Below are 21,526 nucleotides of genomic sequence, written 5' to 3'. Positions count from 1 at the left end.
AGGATACATTGCATAAACGATCTGCATGAATGCATCACGATTTTTCCATGAGAAAAAACCATTTCCTGGCGCTGCCTTACAACATTGATTGATGAAACAACAGGGAACCAGAAAATTCAGCTATTTGGCCAAAACTCCAACGGCTATTTCACTGAAATCTATATCAACATGCTGCTTCCCAACAAAACCCGTCCCGATTTTACCTTCGGCAAAATTTTTCAGAACAGTTGATTTTATATTCCGCTCTGTCACATTTAATTACAGGAAAAAATGAATGCCTGGCCATAAATTATGAATATGGCCCACGTCTTGGCGGAACAAATCCGGCACGCTGATATAAGCAGAATTGTTCCGATTTAGAACCTCTGCGGGTTCCCTCCCAAACTTTAACCCAGGTTTTTTCAGCTTCAACCAATTTTCTGGCGTTTTCCCCCTGCACCAGCAGCAAATCACAATCTGGCTGCATATGTGCATATGTAAAAATATTTCCCATGTATTGCATCATGGCACGCTGTGTGCCGCCCACATGCAAACTTGCGATACACCCATAATCCATGGGAAGAGACTGCCTCAACGAGGCCACCATAGTGCGATAGCTTTTCGCATTATTCAACCATGGCAACCAGATTGTCATGGCCAGCACCCACACTAATGTGATACCTCCAGCCCAGTTCAACACAGCACGACGCATGGATCGCCCCACTCGCCACACCAGAAACAACCACAACACGGTAAAAGCAAACGCGATCCAAAATGATGTAGCATGAAACACCGGCTCAAACCCAGGCTGATAACTTTTCAACCAACGCGTAATCTTGGCATGATTATCCTGCAGCAGTCCGGCCCAACCCCACCACATCAAAATAGCAAATAAGCCAAATGTCATGATGCCGAACCAATCCAGAGCGTTGGCAGCCCCCCGGCGCAGGGTAGGAAGAGCCGCCGTAGCAAGCAAAACCAGCGGGAGCAGCATGGGTAACGCATATACATCCCTTGCACTGGGCACTGCACTCAATGCTAGCAACATCACGAAAAAACTCACCAACAGCAACTGAAACTCCGCTTCATGCAATGCTCTTTTCCGTTCCTCCCACACTTTCCAAGCGGCCAGCGGCAAGGCAGGCCAGGCAAACCATGGCAACATTTTTAGATAATAAAATGGCCTTGCAAAATGTCCGGTCTGAATATAATCAAGCCAACGACCGACATTGTGCGTCCAGAACCACTCCATAAACAGTTCAGGAGAATGTTGATATAACAGGACAGGCCAGACGATTAGCCACGGTAAAGCAAGCAGCAGGGCAACAGCCAGGCTGGTGAAAAAAGAACGTGAACGCCATGTATGGAACAATAGCAGGACAACACTAATCAGAACAAACAGCACCGGCGCGATCAGACCTTTTGACATGAAGCCGATACCGACACCGCTTCCAATAAAAACGCCCGACAGAAATTTATGGCGCCTGCCCAGCGCATAGCCGTATAGCATCATGGCACAGCCGGTGAGTAGTGCAAGGTCGGTAATGAGTTCGTGGGAACGGACCAACATACCCAGACACCCGATCAAAATAATCACGGCAGTCCAACCCCGCCCACTTCCGAACAGTTCTCGCCCGGCCAAACCTGTAAACAGCAAAGTAAACGCAGTATAAAAACCACTTGCAAGCCTTGCACCATCATGCAGATCAAGCAGCGGGGAAAATAATCTGGCGAAAAATGCCGCTGTCATGTAAAACAAGGGGGGGTGCTCTAGATGACGTTCACCAGCCAAAGTGGGAATCAGCCAATCACCACTTTGCAAAATGTGATAGATCAACCCAAAACTGTAAGCGTCATCCGGCTGCCATGGGTCGTGCCCTGTCAGCCCTGTACCTAACCAAACGGTACACAGCAGCGCCAGCAGCCACACTTTGGCAGTAGTTGGAGAGTGTTCTTGTTTCGGGATATAAGAAAACATGAACTGTAACGAATATCAGGACGCTAGATCAGATTTGCGAATAACGGAAAATTCTGCCGTGCCCCTGCTTTAGAATAAAACAAACAAAAAAGGCAGCGTCTGCTGCCTTTGAATCTTCCTATCTCGAAGACAGGCCATTATGACAAGGACTTTACACCAGCTTTCCCGTATTTTTGACGGAATTTCTCCACTCGGCCCGCTGTATCCACTATCTTCTGCGTGCCTGTATAAAATGGATGGCAGTCTGAGCAGACTTCAACATGCAGCGCCTTACCCAGTGTGGACCTGGTTTTAAATGTATTGCCACAACTACAGGTAACTGCAATTTCATCGTATTGTGGATGAATATCGGTTTTCATTTTAGCTTCCTTAAAACATGCAATTGAAAAAACTTCCTCAGACAGCATGCACTAATGCATGTAGAAAATTATAAATTATCCGTGAAATGAGCCGCTGATGCAACTTTAAAAATGCACTGTTTGCCGTTTTGCTTCATATTACGGTATAGTGCAGCCTGCCGTTTAAACCAATGGAAGAACATGCTGCCCGACTGACTGTATTCAGGGACTCCGGGTTTGGCCGCTACGCAAGATTCTGATTGCCGGATTGATATAACTCAATGTAATTCGGCAATTGCTTTACATTGCGTCTGGCAGACCTCATGTAATGACATACAGCGTGACGCATTGCCGAAGGCGCAACACCCGTAACCGCTCAGGCTCAAGAACTATTGGCACAGGCAAATCTGGAGAGTGCTGTATATACACAGCCACCGAAGGGGCACACGATATTTTCGTAATCTCTCAGGTAAAGAGGACAGATGGGGCGAGACAGATATTCCTGTCTCGCTTTTTTATTTTTTGAAAGATTACCTATGACACTCAAGCAAACTCCTCTTAATGCAGACCATCGTGCAATGGGCGCAAAAATGGTCGATTTCGGTGGCTGGGACATGCCATTACACTATGGCTCGCAACTGGACGAGCACCATCAGGTTCGCAACGATGCCGGCATGTTCGATGTCTCGCATATGCGCGTGGTTGACCTGAAAGGAGCAGATGTGCGCGATTTTTTGCGTTACCTGCTGGCGAACAACGTGGACAAGCTTCAATCTCCCGGAAAAGCACTATATTCCTGCCTGTTGCGTCAGGATGGGGGCATCATCGACGATTTGATCGTTTATTTCATGAACGAATCCTGGTTCCGCATCGTAGTCAACGCAGGAACCGCCGACAAAGATATCGCCTGGATGAAAGAACAGGCTTCCGCACATGCCCCGCAATTGCAGATTACACCACGCAATGATCTGGCAATGATCGCAGTACAAGGACCGAACGCTGCCACAAAACTGTGGGCGGCATTGCCTGGATCACAAAAAATATCAGAAGGACTTAAACCTTTCAACGCTGCAGAATTGGATGCATTCTTTATCGCACGAACTGGATATACCGGCGAAGATGGATTCGAGATCATACTCCCCTCTACGGCAGCCTCTGCTTTATGGCAAGCCTTGCATGACGCAGGCGTAAAACCGATCGGATTAGGTGCACGTGACACATTACGTTTGGAAGCCGGCATGAACCTGTATGGGCATGACATGGACGAAACCACCAACCCGATAGAATCAGGACTGGCCTGGACCATAGACCTGGCAAGCGAACGCGATTTTATTGGTAAAACTGCGCTCCTCGGCCAACCCAGAAGCCGCAAGCTGGTTGGTCTGGTTTTACAGACCCGCGGGGTGCTGCGTGATCACCAGGCAGTGCATAGCAGCCATGGTGACGGTGAAATTACCAGCGGTAGTTTCTCACCCACACTGAATCAGTCCATCGCCTTGGCGCGTGTCCCGGCCGCAGTAGAGATAGGCGATCTGGTACAAGTGGCAGTTCGCGATAAAATGCTGACAGCCAAAGTGGTGAAATACCCATTTGTACGCAATGGCAAAGGCTTAATCTAATTTTCACTCTTCAAATATTAAGGATATAACCATGAGCACAGCAAACATACCTGACAATCTGAAATACACTCCATCCCACGAGTGGGTCAGAAAAGAGAACGATGGCACGATTACGGTAGGCATTACCCAGCATGCACAGGAATTGCTGGGCGATATGGTATTCGTGGAAAGCCCGGCGGTTGGCCGCCAACTGCAAGCAAAAGAAGAATGCGCAGTAGCAGAGTCAGTAAAGGCAGCAGCCGATATTTATGCTCCTGTTAATGGCGTGGTGGTAGAAATCAATACCGCGCTCAGCGATGCACCGGAACAAATCAATGAAGATCCGTATTCCGCTTGGCTATTTAGAATGAAGCCAGAAAACGCCAGCGATGTAGATGCATTAATGGATGCTGCTTCGTATCAATCTCATATTGATAGTGAAGCACATTAGTTTTGCAGCAGATGACTTGTATATCCCAGCCAATATTTTTTATTCCTTAAAAATTTAAAGCCAGCAATGATTACAACCGATAAATTTGTGAACCGCCATAATGGCCCCCGTGAAAATGAAATCAAGGCGATGCTTGATGTAATTGGCGCAAGCACTCTGGACGAATTAATTGACCAGACCATTCCTGAGGTAATCCGCTTGAAAAAGCCATTGAACCTCCCCCCCGGAATGACCGAATATCAATATCATGGATACTTACGTGGTGTTGCTGGGAAAAATCAGATTTTTAAAACCTATATTGGCCTGGGTTATTACAACACCATTGTTCCTCCTGTTATCCAGCGAAATATTTTGGAAAATCCAGGCTGGTATACTGCATACACCCCATATCAGGCTGAAATCTCCCAAGGCCGACTGGAAGCATTATTGAATTTCCAGACCATGATTATGAATTTAACCGGGATGGAGATTGCAAATGCATCCCTTCTGGATGAAGCAACCGCAGCCGCCGAAGCGATGGCAATGTTATTCAATAATCGCACGCGTCAAGCTGTTGAAAATGGAGCGAACAGGTTTTTTGTATCCGACGAGTGTTATCCACAAACGATTGAACTATTAAGAACACGTTCAGCGCCAATGGGAATTGAACTGGTAATTGGAAACTTTAGAACTGTAACACTGGATCGCAGTATCTACGGGGCGTTGATCCAATATCCAACCGCTGATGGAAAAGTACATGATTATGCTGACTTTGTAACCAGAGCAAAGGCAAATGGGGCATCCATCGCAGTAGCCGCCGACGTACTAAGCCTGGTATTGCTAAACCCGCCCGGAGAGTGGGGGGCAGACGTCGTTGTTGGATCAACACAACGCTTTGGTGTCCCTATGGGTTACGGAGGACCTCACGCTGCATATTTTGCATGCCGAGAAGAATACAAGCGCACCATGCCTGGCCGCATCATAGGAGTTTCGTTGGATGCCGAAGGAAACCAGGCATTGCGTATGGCACTACAAACACGCGAACAGCATATCCGCAGAGACAAGGCAACCTCCAACATTTGTACAGCCCAGGCGCTACTGGCGATCATGGCAAGCATGTATGCGGTATACCACGGACCGGAAGGTCTCAAGGGTATTGCTCAACAGGTACACTATAATGCAATAGCCTTGGCAAACGCATTAAAAAATATCGGTTATTCTGTTGAAGATGGAATATTTTTTGACACGATCAAAGTAAATATTGCAAACCCTGCCGGAATTAAACCTTTGGCGGAAGCAGCAAAAATAAACTTCCGTTATCTGGATGATGCCATCACAATTTCAGTTGACCAGACAACCAGTGTGGATGACCTGAACGCAATTACTGAAATTTTCGGACAAGCGGCAAATAAAACTCCAAAACAAATCACGAACGAGCAGATTGCTAGCCAGCATTCCTTAATCAATGAGCGCAAATCCCTAATCCTCCAGCACCCTGTGTTTAACATTTATCATTCCGAATCTGAAATGATGCGTTACATCAAAAGACTGGAAAACAAGGACTTATCCTTAACACATTCAATGATCTCATTAGGATCCTGCACTATGAAGTTAAATGCAGCAGCCGAATTGATTCCGATTACCTGGCCAGAATTTGCACATATTCATCCTTTTGTCCCTGAAAATCAAGTAGTTGGCTATCGCGAAATAATTGATGAACTGGATAAATCATTAAGTGAGATCACCGGATTTGAGAAAATGAGTTTCCAGCCAAACAGCGGCGCCCAAGGCGAGTATGCCGGGTTGCTGGTCATCCAGGCATATCATCGATCACGTGGAGACGCTCACCGGAACATCGCATTAATACCCACATCGGCGCATGGAACCAACCCTGCAAGCGCAGCCATGTGTGGATTGAAAATCGTCCTGGTAAAATGTGACAAGACTGGGAATGTCGATGTCAGCGACTTGCGTGAAAAAGCAGTCCAGCATAAAAATAATCTGGCATGCTTAATGATTACCTATCCAAGTACACATGGCGTTTATGAAGAAAGCATTATAGAAATTACAGACATCATCCATGAAAATGGCGGACAGGTTTACATGGATGGAGCAAACATGAATGCCCAGGTAGGACTAACCAGTCCAGGCAATATCGGCGCAGATGTCTGTCACCTGAACCTGCATAAAACCTTCGCAATTCCCCACGGTGGAGGCGGACCGGGAATGGGGCCAATTGGCGTAGCAAAACACCTGGCTCCTTTTCTTCCTTCACATCCATTGGTGAAAACAGGAGGGGAAACCGGTATACATGCAGTGTCCGCTGCGCCATACGGCAGCGCCCTCATATTGCTGATTTCTTATGGTTATATAAAGATGCTAGGAGGAACTGGCGTTACCGAAGCCACACGCATAGCAATACTAAACGCCAATTACATTAAAGAATCATTGAAAAACCACTTTCCAACGTTATACAGCGGTGCAAATGGGCGCTGTGCGCACGAAATGATTTTAGCTTGTGGTACATTTAAGCGGGAAGCCGGGATAGAAGTCGGAGATATTGCAAAACGCTTGATGGATTATGGATATCATGCTCCTACCGTTTCATTCCCGGTTTCAGATACCTTGATGGTTGAACCGACCGAAAGCGAATCCAAAGATGAACTGGATCGCTTTTGCTCTGCAATGATCTCGATACGCAGGGAAATTGATGAAATCATTTCAGGCGAAGCAGATAAAGAAGATAACGTAATCAAGAATGCGCCTCACACTGCCAAATCAGTTATTACAAGTAACTGGAATCACGGTTATTCACGCGAAAAAGCGGCATATCCGCTTAAATGGCTGAAAGATAACAAATTCTGGCCCAGCGTTGCCAGGGTGGACAATGTCCTTGGAGATAAAAACCTGGTTTGTTCCTGCCCGCCCCTGCAAGCATACGCGGAAGATACACTCTAACATTCCCTGATCAGGATTAAAAACATGACTGAAAAAACATCTGGCACTTCCACTGTTACCTTGAATGGAACCCCTGTTACACTATCCGGCATATTTCCGTCCATTGGCCAAACCGCCCCTGAATTTACTCTGGTGGACAAAGACCTGAAGGATGTAGCATTAAAGGACTTCTCGGGCAAACGCAAGGTGCTCAACATTGTTCCCAGCCTGGATACTGCTGTATGCGCCACCTCCGCACGTAAATTCAATGAGGCAGCAAGCAAACTGGCAAACACCGTAGTACTGGTAATTTCTGCCGACCTGCCGTTTGCAATGAATCGCTTTTGCGTAGCTGAAGGATTAAATAACGTCACCGTATTATCCTTGATGCGGGGACGCGATTTCATGAATAAATTTGGTGTAGAAATCTCTGATTCAGCATTACGCGGTTTAACGGCACGCGCTGTAATTGTACTGGACGAAAACAATCAAGTATTGCATGCAGAACTGGTAAATGAGATCACTCACGAACCTGACTATCAAGCTGCAATAGACGCATTAACACAACGCTGACAAGATACAATCAGATAAACTCGCAACCCCGTCCCGATCCCCGGGAGGGGGAACCGTATGCACAACCGTCTCTTAATCCGAAACCGAAACAGCAAACAAATACTTTAAATCCCTAACATGCACCTCAGAAAATCTGGCTCAGATTTGCCCTAATCTTTTCCTATGCCATACCGATCCCGGTAAGCTTGCACTGCCTGCAGATTTTGCATCATCGCTGCATTGCCCCGCAAATAAAAAAGCAAATCATCCAGAGAAGCAATTGCAGCCACCGGAATCCCATAGTTTTGCTGTACTTCCTGCGCTGCAGAAAGCCCATCGCTGTCGCGTCCGGTTTGCTGCCCTATTTCCATCCGGTCTAGGGCGATCACTACCCCACAAGGTGTAGCACCTGCAGCACGTATCAAAGCTATGGATTCCCGGACCGATGTACCTGCAGTAATCACATCATCAATTATCAATACCCGCCCCTGTAATTTTGCCCCAACAGTTGCCCCACCTTCACCATGATCTTTAGTTTCCTTACGATTAAAGCAATAAGGTACGTTCCTCTCCATTTCTGCCAAAGCGATGGCCGTACCTGCAACTAGCGGAATACCCTTGTACGCAGGCCCGTACAGCATATCAAAGGGGATATTGGAAAACAGAATGGCCTGCGCATAAAACTGCGTCAACTGCTTCAGCGACTCCCCATCATTAAACAGGCCCGCGTTAAAAAAATATGGCGATAAACGCCCGGCTTTTGTTTTAAACTCGCCAAAACACAAAACCTCGCGCTCGATAGCGAACCGGATAAACTCCTGGCGAAAATGGGACATGGCAATAGATCGATAATTTAAACGTGCCGCCATTATAATTCCATGTCATACATACGGAGAATTTTAGTGCGCGTAATCAGTGTTAACCTCAATGGAATCCGTTCTGCCTGCAACAAGGGTTTTTTTGATTGGCTAGCGAAACAAAACGCCGACATTATCTGTCTGCAGGAACTCAAAGCCCAGGCTTCAGACCTGACATCAGACATGCTTGCCCCTTCCGGCTATCACGGTTACTTCCACTATGCCGAAAAAAAAGGCTATAGTGGCGTCGGCATTTATTGCAGGCATACTCCAGAATCGATTTTGGCAGGGTTGAACATGCCTGAATTTGACTGTGAAGGAAGGTATATTGAAGCACGATTCGGCAACCTGAGTGTCGTATCGCTTTACCTACCTTCCGGCTCCAGCGGTGAGGAACGCCAAATGATCAAATTCAAATTCATGGCTGCATTTATGCCACATATGCGCGAACTGTATGCAAGCGGACGCGAGATATTGTTATGTGGTGACTGGAACATTGCCCACACTGAAAAGGATTTAAAGAACTGGCGAGGAAACCGGAAAAACTCCGGTTTCCTCCCAGAAGAACGAGCTTGGCTCACTGAACTATTTAGCACGGTCGGGTTCATAGATGTATTCCGTCAGCTACATCCTGAACTAGAAGCCTACACTTGGTGGTCCAATCGAGGGCGTGCCTGGGAAAAAAATATCGGATGGCGCATCGACTACCACATTGCCACCCCAGGTATCGCTCATACCGCCCGGTCCACCAGCATCTTCATGGATCAACGCTTTAGCGACCATGCACCCCTGACAATAGATTACGATTTCAGTCTTGATGTATCCGGAACGTCGGACCAAACCGCTAAACCCGGATCAACTACTCTGGAGACATGACCAGCATCTTTACCCTAGTTTGTTTTATAAAAAACTGTATTCGCATGTTAAAATGAAAAATTATGCTTTCATTCTTCCATCGGCCCTGTTTAAAACATCCCCATATTTCAATTACTGAAATATCAGCAGAGTAAATATGCTTTTAACCAAAATTTACTAGAATCAACCCCGAATCGGGGTCGGGCACGATACTGGAACTGAAGAACAAGCTGAAATACTTTCAAGATGACAAAACCGATGAACAGACTGCCAATTCCGGGCAAAACCCAATTAAATACACAGATAACTATGTGCCACTTTTACCATACACCAAGAGGTAAGAAATGATACCAGAAATCGGTAACTTTTCCCTCATGCTTGCTCTTGCAGTGGCGCTCCTGCTCGGCATACTGCCCATAGCAGGCAGCATGCGCGGAAATCAGCAGTTGATGGCTTTTGCCCGCCCGGCCGCTCGCACGCAACTTGCATTCATAGCAATTGCTTTTGGATGCCTTGTATACTCTTTTGTCAATAACGACTTTTCCGTTAAATATGTCGCTCTTCACTCAAACTCATTGCTCCCCGTCCAGTATCGCATCGCAGCGGTATGGGGAGGACATGAAGGATCATTACTATTATGGATGCTGATGCTGGGAGGATGGATGCTGGCGGTGACGCTGTTCAGCAAGCGTCTGCCTCAGGAAATGCTGGCCCGGGTACTCGGTGTAATGGGGCTGATTAGCGTCGGATTTCTCTCCTTCACCTTATTTACCTCCAACCCTTTTGAACGTTTGCTCCCGGCTGCAATGGATGGCCGCGACCTGAATCCATTACTGCAAGACCCAGGCATGATTTTTCACCCGCCCTTGTTGTATATGGGGTATGTCGGCTTTTCTGTAGCCTTTTCCTTTGCCATTGCGGCCTTGATCGGTGGCAAGCTGGATGCCACCTGGGCCCGCTGGTCACGACCATGGACAACAGTAGCCTGGATGTTCCTCACACTGGGTATCATGCTCGGCAGCTGGTGGGCTTATTATGAACTTGGCTGGGGCGGATGGTGGTTCTGGGATCCGGTCGAAAATGCCTCCTTCATGCCCTGGCTAGTAGGTACTGCTTTAATCCATTCTCTGGCAGTAACAGAAAAACGTGGAGCATTCAAAAATTGGACCGTACTGCTGGCTATCATGGCGTTTTCCTTAAGCCTGCTCGGAACATTCCTTGTTCGTTCAGGAGTACTCACCTCCGTTCATTCTTTCGCTGCAGACCCATCGCGCGGTCTTTTTATCCTGGCATTCCTTAGCTTAGTGGTTGGCTGTTCTCTGGTGCTGTTTGCCTGGCGTGCACCGAAAGTAGGACTTGGCAGCGGATTCGGATTGGTTTCACGCGAGTCCATACTGCTTTTAAACAATGTACTCCTGGTGGCTGCTGCCGGTTCAGTATTCCTGGGCACACTTTACCCTTTGTTTTTAGACGCATTAAATCTTGGTAAAATTTCTGTCGGTCCCCCGTATTTTGAAGCGGTGTTTACACCAATCATGGCAATCACTGTTTTCTTGATGGGTGTTGGCCCACGCGCATCATGGAAACAGGCCAGCCTGACAAGCGTAATCAAGCATTTGGCCCCGTGGTTCATTGTTAGCATAGCATTAGGCTTGCTCGTGCCATCCTGGTTTGGCCGCTGGACTGCGCCAGTCGTTGCCGGAACTTCGCTGGGAATGTGGGCATTACTCACAAGTGCAGCATATTTGGCCACGCGTATCCGCCAATCTGCCGGAACGAGCGCTTGGGCAACGCTCCGCAGCACATCCCGTTCCACTTACGGCATGCTTCTTGCCCATGCCGGGATTGGCATATTTATTCTCGGCGTAACCCTGGTCAAAGGTTACGAAACCAGCAGCGAAATGCGTCTGCGCGTAGGGGATGCAACCATGCTGGACGACTATTCCTTCCACTTTCTTGCCCTGGAAAACGTGAAAGGACCCAATTACAGCGGAATCCGGGCCACTCTGGAAGTGACATTGAATGGTACAAAAATAGATACGCTTTATCCAGAAAAACGCATTTATACCAGACAGGACTCGGCCATGACAGAAGGAGCAATTTACTCAAGCCCATTCCGCCATCTTTATGCTGCACTTGGAGAGCAGGTCAGCCAGGATGAATGGATTGTACGCGTCCAGCATAAACCGATGGTCAACTGGATTTGGGGTGGCTGCATCATCATGGCCCTTGGCGGTTTGCTGGCAGTCAGCGATCGCCGCTATCGTCTGCCATTAACACAACGCTGACAGGAAAGTAAATGAACCGCTTCCTTATACCACTTGGAATTTTTATTGTCCTGGTCGTTTTTTTGTGGATAGGACTTTCGCTTAACCCCAGGGAAATTCCGTCCCCCTTGATTAATAAGACCGCACCAGCATTTGAGCTGCCTCAACTGCACGAACCCAATAAAACTATCCGTCCGGAAGATTTACACGGCAAAGTTTGGCTGCTCAATATTTGGGCATCATGGTGCGTTACCTGTCGCGAAGAACATCCACTGCTGGTAGAATTGGCAAAAAAAAATATCGTTCCAATTTATGGGCTTAACTACAAAGACCAGCGCGAGGAAGGCTTGGCTTTGTTACGCGAATCAGGCGATCCATACATCCTCTCTGCTTACGACCATGATGGTAAAGTTGGGATTGATTGGGGGGTATACGGCGTTCCGGAAACTTTCGTCATCGACAAGTCTGGACTCATCCGCCACAAATTTATCGGAGCGCTAACCCCGGAACTCATACAGAACAAACTAATCCCTCTTGTCAAGGAGTTGAATGGTGCATAGAAAATTGATCTTTGCTCTTTTCCTTTTCCTTTCTGTACCCTGTGCTCTCGCTGATACAGTAGAGACCACACAAAAAGCGGTCACCCAAAATAATCCGGAGCTGGAAAAACGCGTGATGGATTTATCATCTCACCTCCGTTGTCTGGTGTGCCAGAATCAAACCATAGCGGATTCCAATGCCGAACTCGCCATCGACCTGAGAAACCAGGTGCGTGAAAAAATGCAACAAGGGCAATCGGACCAGGAAATACTGGATTACATGGTAAAACGCTATGGCGAATTTGTTTTGTTCAACCCACTGGTAAAATCAACGACCTGGCTGCTCTGGTTCGGTCCACTTTTACTTCTGATACTGGGACTGGGCATACTCATCTTCAATCTGCGCAAACGCCGCAAACTGATGCAGCATGCACCCGTCCTGAGTGCAGAAGAACACACCCGTGCAGCATCTCTGCTATCTGGGAATGACGAGGCGCATTCATGACAACGTTCTGGCTTATAGCAGGCATTCTGGTTGCCGTGACTTTATTTATCCTGGTGCCACCCTTGCTGAAACGAAACAATCAGACGAAACCCAATACGGCTTCGGACGTAAATCTTTCGATTTACCGTGATCAGTTGCGTGAACTGGATGCAGACCTGGCTGCTGGCACTTTAGATGAGGTGCAATATCACAACGCCAAAAGTGATCTCGAACGTCGTGTTCTGGAAGAATCTGGCAACAGTGAAGCTACTATTTCCCCAGTATCTGCAAACCGCTGGAGGCAAATCTCGATTGCAGTGCTGGTGATATTCGTACCTGCTCTGGCTATCACGCTGTATTTCATGCTGGGTACACCGGGCAGCTTAGAACCACAAGCTCCGACAGCAGCCTTTGACGAAGCGCACCCGCCCACTCCTGAACAATTTGAAGCAATGGTAAAGCAACTGGCGGAACGGCTTGAGGCAGAACCAGACAATGCCGAAGGCTGGATCATGCTTGCCCGTTCCTATGCGTTATTAAATCGCTATCAGGATGCCAGTACAGCCTATTCGCGCGCAGCTGCTTTGGAACCCAACAATGCCACCGTTCTGGCCGATCAGGCTGATATGCTGGCCATGGTGAAGCAAACCCTGCAAGGCGAGCCGGAAAAAATAACCCTGCAAGCACTGAAAGTTGACCCAGACAATCTTAAAGCTTTGTCCCTCGCAGGTGCTGCCGCATTCGAACGCAGGGATTACCAGAATGCGATTCATTGGTGGCAAAAACTCCTAATACTGATGCCAGCAGACTCCCCTGATGCAAAATCAGTCAGCGCAAGCATTAATGAAGCTCGCGGATTGCTCGGACTCCCCCAGACGACCTCTGCACCAACCAATGACCGACCTGCACCCGACAAACAAACTAAAAATGGGACGGTCAGTGGCACAGTGCGACTGGATCCTGCCTTGCAGGCAAAAATCGCCGCTACGGATACCGTTTATATTTTTGCACGGTCCGCAGATGGTGGGCGCAAACCGCCTCTGGCAATCTTGCGCAAGCAGGTAAAGGACCTGCCATTGGCTTTCACACTGGATGACAGCATGGCAATGGTACCCGGATTGAACTTGTCTTCAGCAACCAGCTTCATTGTCGGAGCCCGCATCTCAAAAACTGGGAGCGCAACTGCCAGCCCAAATGATTTGGAAGGGATTTCAAAACCAGTGCAGCCTGGTCAGAAAGCCGTTGATATCCTCATCAACTCTGAAATCAAATAAAGCTAAAGTACAACCCAAAAAGTGACACTCCCAGGAGCAATATAGGATCAGCAACGCTTGTACATTATGCGCCGGGAAAGAAACGCTTGCACAACATCTACGCCAGCAACCTCTGCTTCAGGATCTGCTGCCATCGAACTGGAACAATGCGATATAACCAGCGCCCAATTGCTGTATAGCGCAGACGTAATCCAAGATGCGCAAGCCACAACAGCCCGCGTTCTCCTATTGAAAGAGAACGGCGCCTTTCAGCGGCTTCGACCCCGAGTGCAGCCTGCAAGGCGGAATAAAGGGTGGTTTTCGGCAATGGTCCGGCAAACTTGACATCACTATGCTGCAAAATTTCACGATAAACTGCTTCGGTCTCTACAGCCATATCATGAACCGATGTAATTGGCACAGCACGTGCCTTTTTCTGCTTTTGAATAAAATCAGCACTGTTTTCTGGCTGCAGAATCCTGCAAACATCATCTAAAATGACGTCTATATCGCGCCAGTCTTCCATAACCCAACCCGCCCCGGTCTCTTGCACACGCTCATACAGCGCACCGATCGGAGGAACCAATACCGGACGTCCCGCCATCCAGGCTTCAGTGAGCGTATAACAGAAGGTTTCGGGGCCAGCTGATGGAAACACTACCAGGTTAATTCGATAATGATCAAGCAAAGCTTCCATTTGCTCAGGAATATATTGGCCATGAACTACCAGCAAAGTATCTGCCGATTGATATGGCTGAAACTGACGATCCATATAACCGACAACCACCCATCGAAACGGCAACTTACGTTCACGGCTGCGTGCCACCAAACGTTCTAGCTGACGGGCACCCTTAACCGGACCAATGGCACCCAATATTCCAATATTATGATATGCATCCCTGGGCAATAGCAGGGCAGACGTTGGGGCATTGATGTGAGTGGCGGTAAAATCGGCCCCATGCCGAATAATGCGAATATCGTTTCGCAAAAAATAACGACTGAACATCTCGGCTGCCATATTGCTTGGCGCGATCACAAAAGCTGCCCGTTCAATGAAATTTGCATGCATTGCACGCCAGGCAGCAATATCAATGCCGCGAAAATCAGACTGGGCATTCAGACACCCCTGACAGCGCGATATATCCGTTTCACTGCCGCAATACATTCCTGATGCGTCCAGCAAATTTATGGTGGGGCAAGCCAGAAAAAAATCATGCACGCTAAAACCAAACGGGATTTCAAGGTTGGGCAAAGCCTCCAGCAAGCCTTGCCGACAGCCGGCCAAATGATGCACATGACACAAATGTATCCGAAAACTTGCACACAGGGTAGCAAGATAATCCGTCCACAACTGGTCAGGTTGTCTAGTAAATTGATATGTCACCAGTTCACCGCTATTGGCATCTTTAAATTGCCATACATCATCCGTAGCTACCATTAAATAATGACGGCAGCCCCCGTTTTTGCTGTTTATTAAATCAAGAGTGTGCTGCTCGGTACCCCCACTACGGCCATGTATGATATGAAGGATACCGGGTTTATCACCATCGGCAGAAGTAAGTGACAGAAATGACTGTGCCAGTTGCCGAATCGGCTTGATCGGGTCAGCTACAATGAAAGCCATGACCCGCTGCATATAATCTGGATGCTTGGCCAGCAAGCGTTGCATATTCTGCTCAACCAGCTCATCTTTTTTCTCGCTGAAGGAACGTTTGCCGACATGCTGTATAAAAGTATCATCACACAGCACATTACGCCAGCCAGCCGCGAGCGCACGCATGCAGAAATCATTTTCCTCGCCATAACCAAGACGAAAAGTATCCGCATCGAACATTCCAATTTTATTCAGCAGTTGACGCCGGATAAACATGCAAAATCCAACCCCGGTTGGAATATCGGGATAAACAGGAACCGCGGCTGCTTCGATTGCACGATTGACGTCTTCTGCGCTCATTCCCTGTGGCAGGGAATTATCCTGGCAAAAATTCGGGAATGAGCAAATTTCGGCATTGTTGGAAAACGGGGTGATTGTCCCGATATGTAGATCTGAAGCTGCGCAGCTGCAAAGTTTTTCAATCCAGCCAGAGGTAACGACAGTATCGGAATTCAGCAGCACCACATCACTTTGACCAAGGGCCATACCCCGATTCACTGTACCGACGAAACCCAGATTTATATCATTCCGGAACAAATACAAACGTGGATCCGCCCGATTTTTCAGCATCTCAAAATAATCGGCGATACGGCTATCCGTTGAACAATCGTCTATCATGACAATGCGGTGCTGAGGCATAGTGGTACGAAGCACGCTGTCGAGACAGCGCTGCAAGTCCTCATATGCATTATAAACCGGGATGATAATGTCAATGGCAGGGAATCGCATGGTAATTCAAGAATTCCCTTTAATCGCATGCACAATAAAGCGAAGCGGGGATTTTAGCCACCAGGTCAGACTGGCACGATAAACAAGCTGCTGGTTAAGCGCATCATTTTGCTGGTTGAGCGCATCATTTTGCTGGTTGAGCGCATCATTTTGCTGGTTGAGCGCATCATTCAAGGACTCGTGCCTGGCAACTTGTTCATTACGCAGCTCCAGAAGCGTATTGAGCCTATTTATTTCATCGGAACATTCATTCAATTGTTTAGTGCGTAGATCCAAAAGCGCATCACGTTCGGCAATCAATTTTTCACGCTCTTCCATTTGCTGTGTGCGCAGCAAAAGAAAGCTATCACGGTGTTTCAGCAGCTGATCCAGCTGAATTACACGTCGGGTTTGCCTGACATAGTCCTGATAAACCATTTCGGCATCGTCGCTGAACAGCGACAGTTTGTCATACCTATCGGGCAGCGCCGATACATTACGGCTGCACACTGCAATGTAATACATCGGCTCAACAGAAAGCTGGCTTGCCAGCGTAATTTTCCTGCCCTCACTCACCCAATATTCTGCAGAGGAACAAGACTGATTTTCTGGCCAAATGGCAGAGTGGAACAGTAGTTTTTGTCCAAGCCAGAAAATATAAGGAAAAGGCTCATGCAACAACTCTTCCAGCTCATTTCGATACAACTCGCGCACATGAAATTCATTATGATAATCATGTGCATCGGAATAAATTCGTTTATTTGGGGAAGACAGAACCAGCATTCCGTCCGGGCGCAGAACACGAGCAAGCTCAGAAATAAATTCTTTCTGTTTTTCTATGTGCTCAATAGTTTCAAATGAAATTGCAAAATCAAAACTGGCATCCGGAAATGGCAACGATTCACATGATGCAATGATAAATTCCAGGTTAGAGAGTTGACCGTACTGGTTTTTAGCATGTTGAATTGCCTCAACTGAAATATCCACACCCACTACTTTACGGGCAACATCTGCCACCATGGCAGCACCGTAACCTTCCCCGCAGGCTACATCCAATACCGAGCAATCCCGGCATAACTGGCGCGCCAGAGCATAGCGATGCCAGTGCTCATACCAAATTTCGCCACTACACTCGGGTAAAAAACGCTCGCCAGTGAAGGAAAGAGAATGACTCATGAATTCTAACTGTCCAAAATTAAATTATACCTCTATCTGGCTGATTCTGCGCCGGAATAAAATGTTGCAAATACGAATTATTCAAATTCAATCTTGCAACCGATTGAATTTGAATTTTTTCCGGATAATTTTTATTCAAAGATTCATAGTAGGCAAAAAACCGCCTTACATCGCATAGGCACTTGCTGCGCTTTTTCGTCATTCCAGTTTTTGAAAAACGCACCCCAAAAAATCCAGACAAGATGCAGAAAAAATATTTTTAAGATCATTCAGTTAATTATGCACAAACCTGAATCATTGACAACGCCGGCAAAAAATATTCAGAAAATTGGTTCATTAAAGAACCGAAGCCTCCACAGGGGAATGAAGCAATTATCCGAAAACTTCAAGTCACGAATTACAGAAACCGGCAAACGGTTACCCGGGGATACACAACTGAGCCATTGAATTCCTTACTATAATTTACCCAGCCCCGACCCCTGATGGTTTTCTGAAATATGCGCCACACCAGGGCGGCGCTGTTATAATTCAAAACCATGAACAATACTACCATCGTCACTTCACGCGCGCTGGATCTGGCTCGCGAAGTATTAAGCATTGAAGCTGAAGCAGTCCTGGCCCTGACAAAGCGTATTGATGATTCCTTTTTGCGAGCATTGAATATTGTTCTATCCTGCAAAGGCAGAGTAATCGTAAGCGGGATAGGCAAATCTGGTCATATTGCGCGCAAGATTGCTGCAACTCTCTCCAGTACGGGTACACCGGCGTACTTTGTACATCCTGCCGAGGCCAGCCACGGTGATTTGGGTATGATTACGGCAAACGATGTATTTATTGCGCTGTCATACTCCGGTGAAAGCCAGGAATTGCTTACGATCGTGCCCGTCATCAAACGTCAGGGTGCACAACTGATCAGCATGACAGGCAACCCAAAATCCAGCATGGCGGAATCGGCCGACGTGCACCTCAATGCTACAGTGGACAAGGAGGCTTGTCCGCTTGGCCTTGCACCAACAGCAAGCACCACAGCCGCTTTGGCATTAGGGGATGCACTGGCTGTGGCTTTACTCGATGCAAAAGGGTTCAGGAAGGAAGACTTTGCTCGCTCTCACCCCGGAGGAAGCCTGGGGCGCCGTTTACTGACCCATGTGCGTGATGTCATGCATTCCGGGAATCAGGTTCCTGCTGTCAGTCAAAATGCAACCCTGGCCGAGGCAGTGCTTGAAATATCTCGCAAAGGATTGGGCATGACCGCCATTGTGGACGATGCTCAACAGGTACTGGGCATTTATACGGATGGAGACCTGCGCAGGACTTTGGCAAAGCAATCCGATTTCAACTCTGTCCTGGTCAGTTCCGTCATGTCCCGAAACCCACACAGCATCCTGCCTGACGCTCTGGCAGTCGAAGCGGTGCAGATCATGGAAGAATACAACATCAGTCAATTGCTGGCAGTCGATTCAGGCAATAAACTGGTAGGCGCCCTGAATATGCATGATCTTTTACGCGCGAAAGTAATCTGATGTTACAAAATGCGCAACACATCCGCCTGATCGCTTTTGATGTTGATGGAGTCATGACGGATGGCGGTCTCTATCTGACAGATTCTGGCGAGGAATTTAAACGCTTCAATTCGCTGGATGGCCAAGGCTTGAAAATGCTTAAGGAATCAGGCGTGGATCTGGCCATCATTACTGGCCGGACTTCCCGTTGCGTAGAACTTCGTGCCCATCACCTTGGCATCACCAATGTATATCAGGGCGTGCACGACAAGCTGGCCTGTTTGCAAAAAATGCTTGCAAAACTCCAGTTACCCCTTGATGCCGTGGCTTTCATGGGAGATGACGTTATGGATCTGCCGGTGATGCTTCGCGTCGGATTGTCTATCAGCGTGCCACAGGCCCCGCAGATAGTCCGGGAACGGGCACATTACATCACCGAACGGAGTGGCGGGCACGGTGCGGTTCGCGAAGCATGTGATTTTCTGATGTCAGCACAAGGAACTCTGAATGCGCAAATTGCGTCCTATCTCGCATGAATCCATCCATTGTCATGGACCGTTTACGCTCCTGGTTCGTCTTAATACCATTACTATTGCTACTGGGAGCAATATATTGGCTGAGCCAGCAAGTAGAACCCCTGCCGGTCAAACCGGATAACAGCATGCGCCATGATCCCGATTTCATGATCAACCAATTTACCGCCACCACGCTCAATGTCCAGGGAAAGCCGCAATATGTAATGTCCGCAAAGAAACTGATCCATTATCCGGATGACAACAGCACCCATGTGGAAGCTCCCGCGCTGTCCAGCTTTGAACCGGACAAACCTCCGTTACACATCTATGCAGACAAGGGAATGATGTCCGGCAAGGGGGATGAAATTTTCCTGCATGAGAATGTAAAAATCGTGCGTGCTGCAAGTACCGACCAAAGCGAAATGACATTTACCACCTCATATTTACACGTTATTCCTGATCTTGGTTTGGCCGAAACAGATCAGCCAGTAATGTTGGTTGATGAACGCAATATTGTTCGGGCAATCGGTATGAAATTTGATAGTAAAGCGCATATAGTGAAACTGCTCGCCCAAGTTAGAAGCCAACATGTGCCGAAAAATCCTTAAGCAGACCGCCCTGCTCTGCATCGCACTGATCTGTCACATGCCTGTCAGCCATGCTGAACGCGCCGACCGTGACAAGCCGATGCATCTGGAAGCAGACAAACTCACGATTGACGATGCAAAAAAAATCAGTATCTTTGAAGGAAAGGTTCGACTTACCCAGGGCACGACAACCATTAACGCTGACAAAATTGTAGTAGTAGAGGACAAGGAAGGAAACAAGCACGGAACCGCAACAGGACAGCCCGCCAATTTTCGCCAAAAGCGTGACAATGCGGATGGGTATGTGGAAGGCTATGCCCTGCGCGTTGAATATGATAGCAAAACCACCACAATAGACCTATACGTTCAAGCACGCATCAAACAGGATGGAGATGAAGTCCGTGGCGACCATATTACTTACAATTCCACGACGGAAATATTTCAGGTCAATGGAACACCCAGCTCAGGCAGAGTACGTGCCGTTATCCAGCCGAAAAGCAAATCCTCACCCGTTGGTGCCCCACTGCCAATCAAGCCGTCAACGACATTAACCCGGCCTGATACGCGCCAATGAGTGAACTTAGGGCGGTTTCACTAAAAAAACGCTACCGTTCCCGCACAGTAGTGCATGATGTTTCTCTGTCCGTACACAGTGGCGAGGTGGTAGGTTTGCTTGGCCCCAATGGCGCTGGCAAAACCACTTGTTTTTACATGATTGTAGGTCTGGTGGCTGCCGATGGGGGCGGGATATTCATTAACGATCAGAATATTACCCATTTCCCCATCCATCGCCGTGCACGCTTGGGACTGGGGTATCTTCCCCAGGAAGCTTCGATCTTTCGCCGTCTGACAGTCGCACAAAATATTCAGGCCGTGCTGGAACTGCAGGACTACAGCAAGGAGAAAATTCAATCACGGCAGGATGAGCTCATGCAGGATCTGCACATCACTCATATCCGGAACAATCCGGCTATCAGCCTGTCTGGAGGAGAGAGAAGACGTGTCGAAATCGCACGCGCACTGGCCACCAATCCCCGTTTCATCCTGCTGGACGAACCATTCGCCGGGGTGGATCCGATCGCCGTTCTGGACATTCAAAAAATCATCCACTTCCTTAAAGAAAGAGACATCGGTGTACTCATCACAGACCATAATGTCCGCGAAACATTGGGGATCTGCGACCGCGCCTATATCATCAACTCCGGATCCGTCATGGCGGAAGGCACCCCGGATGAAATCATCTATAATGAAAGCGTCAGAAAAGTATATCTGGGCGAGCACTTCAAACTTTAAAACCCGCACAATACACAGCCCTTA

The 21,526-nt window shown here is 47.9% G+C and carries 19 protein-coding genes and 1 riboswitch; of the genes, 14 read left to right on the top strand and 5 right to left on the bottom strand.

Annotation, left to right across the window (positions count from 1 at the left end):
* Window positions 1-289: 289 nt before the first annotated feature.
* Window positions 290-1,957: an ArnT family glycosyltransferase gene (locus tag KJA68_RS01700; RefSeq protein ID WP_213035183.1), complete on the bottom strand. Its 1,668-nt coding sequence runs from the start codon at window positions 1,955-1,957 to the stop codon at window positions 290-292.
* Between the two features lie 137 nt (window positions 1,958-2,094).
* On the bottom strand, window positions 2,095-2,316 hold the full coding sequence (gene rpmE, locus KJA68_RS01695) for a 50S ribosomal protein L31 (RefSeq protein ID WP_213035182.1): 222 nt from the start codon (window positions 2,314-2,316) through the stop codon (window positions 2,095-2,097).
* A 381-nt stretch (window positions 2,317-2,697) separates the two neighbouring features.
* Window positions 2,698-2,787, top strand: a riboswitch (glycine riboswitch).
* A 44-nt stretch (window positions 2,788-2,831) separates the two neighbouring features.
* On the opposite strand from rpmE, the gene gcvT reads away from it, so the two are divergent.
* The 4 genes from gcvT to tpx all read left to right on the top strand — a co-directional run bounded on the left by gcvT (window position 2,832) and on the right by tpx (window position 7,833).
* Window positions 2,832-3,914 (top strand): glycine cleavage system aminomethyltransferase GcvT, encoded by a 1,083-nt coding sequence (gene gcvT, locus KJA68_RS01690; RefSeq protein ID WP_213035181.1) that lies wholly within the window; start codon window positions 2,832-2,834, stop codon window positions 3,912-3,914.
* A gap of 31 nt (window positions 3,915-3,945) precedes the next feature.
* A complete protein-coding gene (gene gcvH / locus KJA68_RS01685; RefSeq protein ID WP_213035180.1) occupies window positions 3,946-4,344 on the top strand; it encodes a glycine cleavage system protein GcvH in 399 nt (132 codons plus the stop codon).
* A gap of 66 nt (window positions 4,345-4,410) precedes the next feature.
* Window positions 4,411-7,281: an aminomethyl-transferring glycine dehydrogenase gene (gene gcvP, locus KJA68_RS01680; RefSeq protein ID WP_213035179.1), complete on the top strand. Its 2,871-nt coding sequence runs from the start codon at window positions 4,411-4,413 to the stop codon at window positions 7,279-7,281.
* 24 nt (window positions 7,282-7,305) lie between these two features.
* Entirely contained in the window at window positions 7,306-7,833 is a 528-nt protein-coding gene (gene tpx, locus KJA68_RS01675; RefSeq protein WP_213035178.1) for a thiol peroxidase, read from the top strand.
* Between the two features lie 149 nt (window positions 7,834-7,982).
* On the opposite strand, the gene pyrE is transcribed toward tpx, so the two are convergent.
* Window positions 7,983-8,648: an orotate phosphoribosyltransferase gene (gene pyrE, locus KJA68_RS01670; RefSeq protein ID WP_213035264.1), complete on the bottom strand. Its 666-nt coding sequence runs from the start codon at window positions 8,646-8,648 to the stop codon at window positions 7,983-7,985.
* Between the two features lie 66 nt (window positions 8,649-8,714).
* Between pyrE and KJA68_RS01665 the strand changes: the two genes are divergently transcribed.
* The 5 genes from KJA68_RS01665 to ccmI all read left to right on the top strand — a co-directional run bounded on the left by KJA68_RS01665 (window position 8,715) and on the right by ccmI (window position 14,088).
* Window positions 8,715-9,545, top strand: a complete 831-nt coding sequence (locus KJA68_RS01665) for an exodeoxyribonuclease III (RefSeq protein ID WP_213035177.1) — start codon at window positions 8,715-8,717, stop codon at window positions 9,543-9,545.
* A gap of 323 nt (window positions 9,546-9,868) precedes the next feature.
* On the top strand, window positions 9,869-11,812 hold the full coding sequence (locus tag KJA68_RS01660; protein WP_213035176.1) for a heme lyase CcmF/NrfE family subunit: 1,944 nt from the start codon (window positions 9,869-9,871) through the stop codon (window positions 11,810-11,812).
* A gap of 11 nt (window positions 11,813-11,823) precedes the next feature.
* Entirely contained in the window at window positions 11,824-12,351 is a 528-nt protein-coding gene (locus KJA68_RS01655) for a DsbE family thiol:disulfide interchange protein (protein ID WP_213035175.1), read from the top strand.
* Window positions 12,341-12,835 carry a cytochrome c-type biogenesis protein gene (locus tag KJA68_RS01650; protein ID WP_246487016.1) on the top strand — a complete coding sequence of 165 codons (495 nt, stop codon included), beginning with the start codon at window positions 12,341-12,343 and terminating at the stop codon, window positions 12,833-12,835. The genes KJA68_RS01655 and KJA68_RS01650 overlap by 11 nt, the downstream gene beginning before the upstream one ends.
* Window positions 12,832-14,088, top strand: coding sequence for a c-type cytochrome biogenesis protein CcmI (gene ccmI / locus KJA68_RS01645; RefSeq protein WP_213035174.1), 1,257 nt, complete (start codon window positions 12,832-12,834; stop codon window positions 14,086-14,088). The genes KJA68_RS01650 and ccmI overlap by 4 nt, the downstream gene beginning before the upstream one ends.
* A gap of 97 nt (window positions 14,089-14,185) precedes the next feature.
* On the opposite strand, the gene KJA68_RS01640 is transcribed toward ccmI, so the two are convergent.
* Complete coding sequence (locus KJA68_RS01640; RefSeq protein ID WP_213035173.1) at window positions 14,186-16,450, bottom strand: glycosyltransferase; 2,265 nt, start codon at window positions 16,448-16,450, stop codon at window positions 14,186-14,188.
* A gap of 6 nt (window positions 16,451-16,456) precedes the next feature.
* Window positions 16,457-17,605, bottom strand: coding sequence for a methyltransferase domain-containing protein (locus tag KJA68_RS01635; RefSeq protein WP_213035172.1), 1,149 nt, complete (start codon window positions 17,603-17,605; stop codon window positions 16,457-16,459).
* Window positions 17,606-18,141: 536 nt separating this feature from the next.
* On the opposite strand from KJA68_RS01635, the gene KJA68_RS01630 reads away from it, so the two are divergent.
* Genes KJA68_RS01630 through lptB form a run of 5 tightly spaced genes read left to right on the top strand, consistent with a single transcriptional unit; the run spans window position 18,142 to window position 21,502 of the window.
* Entirely contained in the window at window positions 18,142-19,128 is a 987-nt protein-coding gene (locus KJA68_RS01630; RefSeq protein ID WP_213035171.1) for a KpsF/GutQ family sugar-phosphate isomerase, read from the top strand.
* Window positions 19,128-19,643 carry a KdsC family phosphatase gene (locus KJA68_RS01625; protein ID WP_213035170.1) on the top strand — a complete coding sequence of 172 codons (516 nt, stop codon included), beginning with the start codon at window positions 19,128-19,130 and terminating at the stop codon, window positions 19,641-19,643. The genes KJA68_RS01630 and KJA68_RS01625 overlap by 1 nt, the downstream gene beginning before the upstream one ends.
* The gene (gene lptC / locus KJA68_RS01620) at window positions 19,640-20,230 is read left to right on the top strand and encodes an LPS export ABC transporter periplasmic protein LptC (RefSeq protein ID WP_213035169.1); all 591 of its coding nucleotides are present in this window, start codon (window positions 19,640-19,642) and stop codon (window positions 20,228-20,230) included. The genes KJA68_RS01625 and lptC overlap by 4 nt, the downstream gene beginning before the upstream one ends.
* Window positions 20,211-20,783, top strand: a complete 573-nt coding sequence (lptA, locus tag KJA68_RS01615) for a lipopolysaccharide transport periplasmic protein LptA (protein ID WP_213035168.1) — start codon at window positions 20,211-20,213, stop codon at window positions 20,781-20,783. Before lptC ends, lptA begins: the two co-directional genes overlap by 20 nt.
* The gene (gene lptB / locus KJA68_RS01610; protein WP_213035167.1) at window positions 20,780-21,502 is read left to right on the top strand and encodes an LPS export ABC transporter ATP-binding protein; all 723 of its coding nucleotides are present in this window, start codon (window positions 20,780-20,782) and stop codon (window positions 21,500-21,502) included. Before lptA ends, lptB begins: the two co-directional genes overlap by 4 nt.
* Window positions 21,503-21,526 lie beyond the last annotated feature (24 nt).

The sequence above is a fragment of the Candidatus Nitrotoga fabula genome, from assembly GCF_905221025.1.
Classification (GTDB): domain Bacteria; phylum Pseudomonadota; class Gammaproteobacteria; order Burkholderiales; family Gallionellaceae; genus Nitrotoga; species Nitrotoga fabula.
The sequence above is the reverse complement of the archived record's forward strand: the minus strand, read 5'-3'. Positions and strand labels throughout refer to the sequence as shown.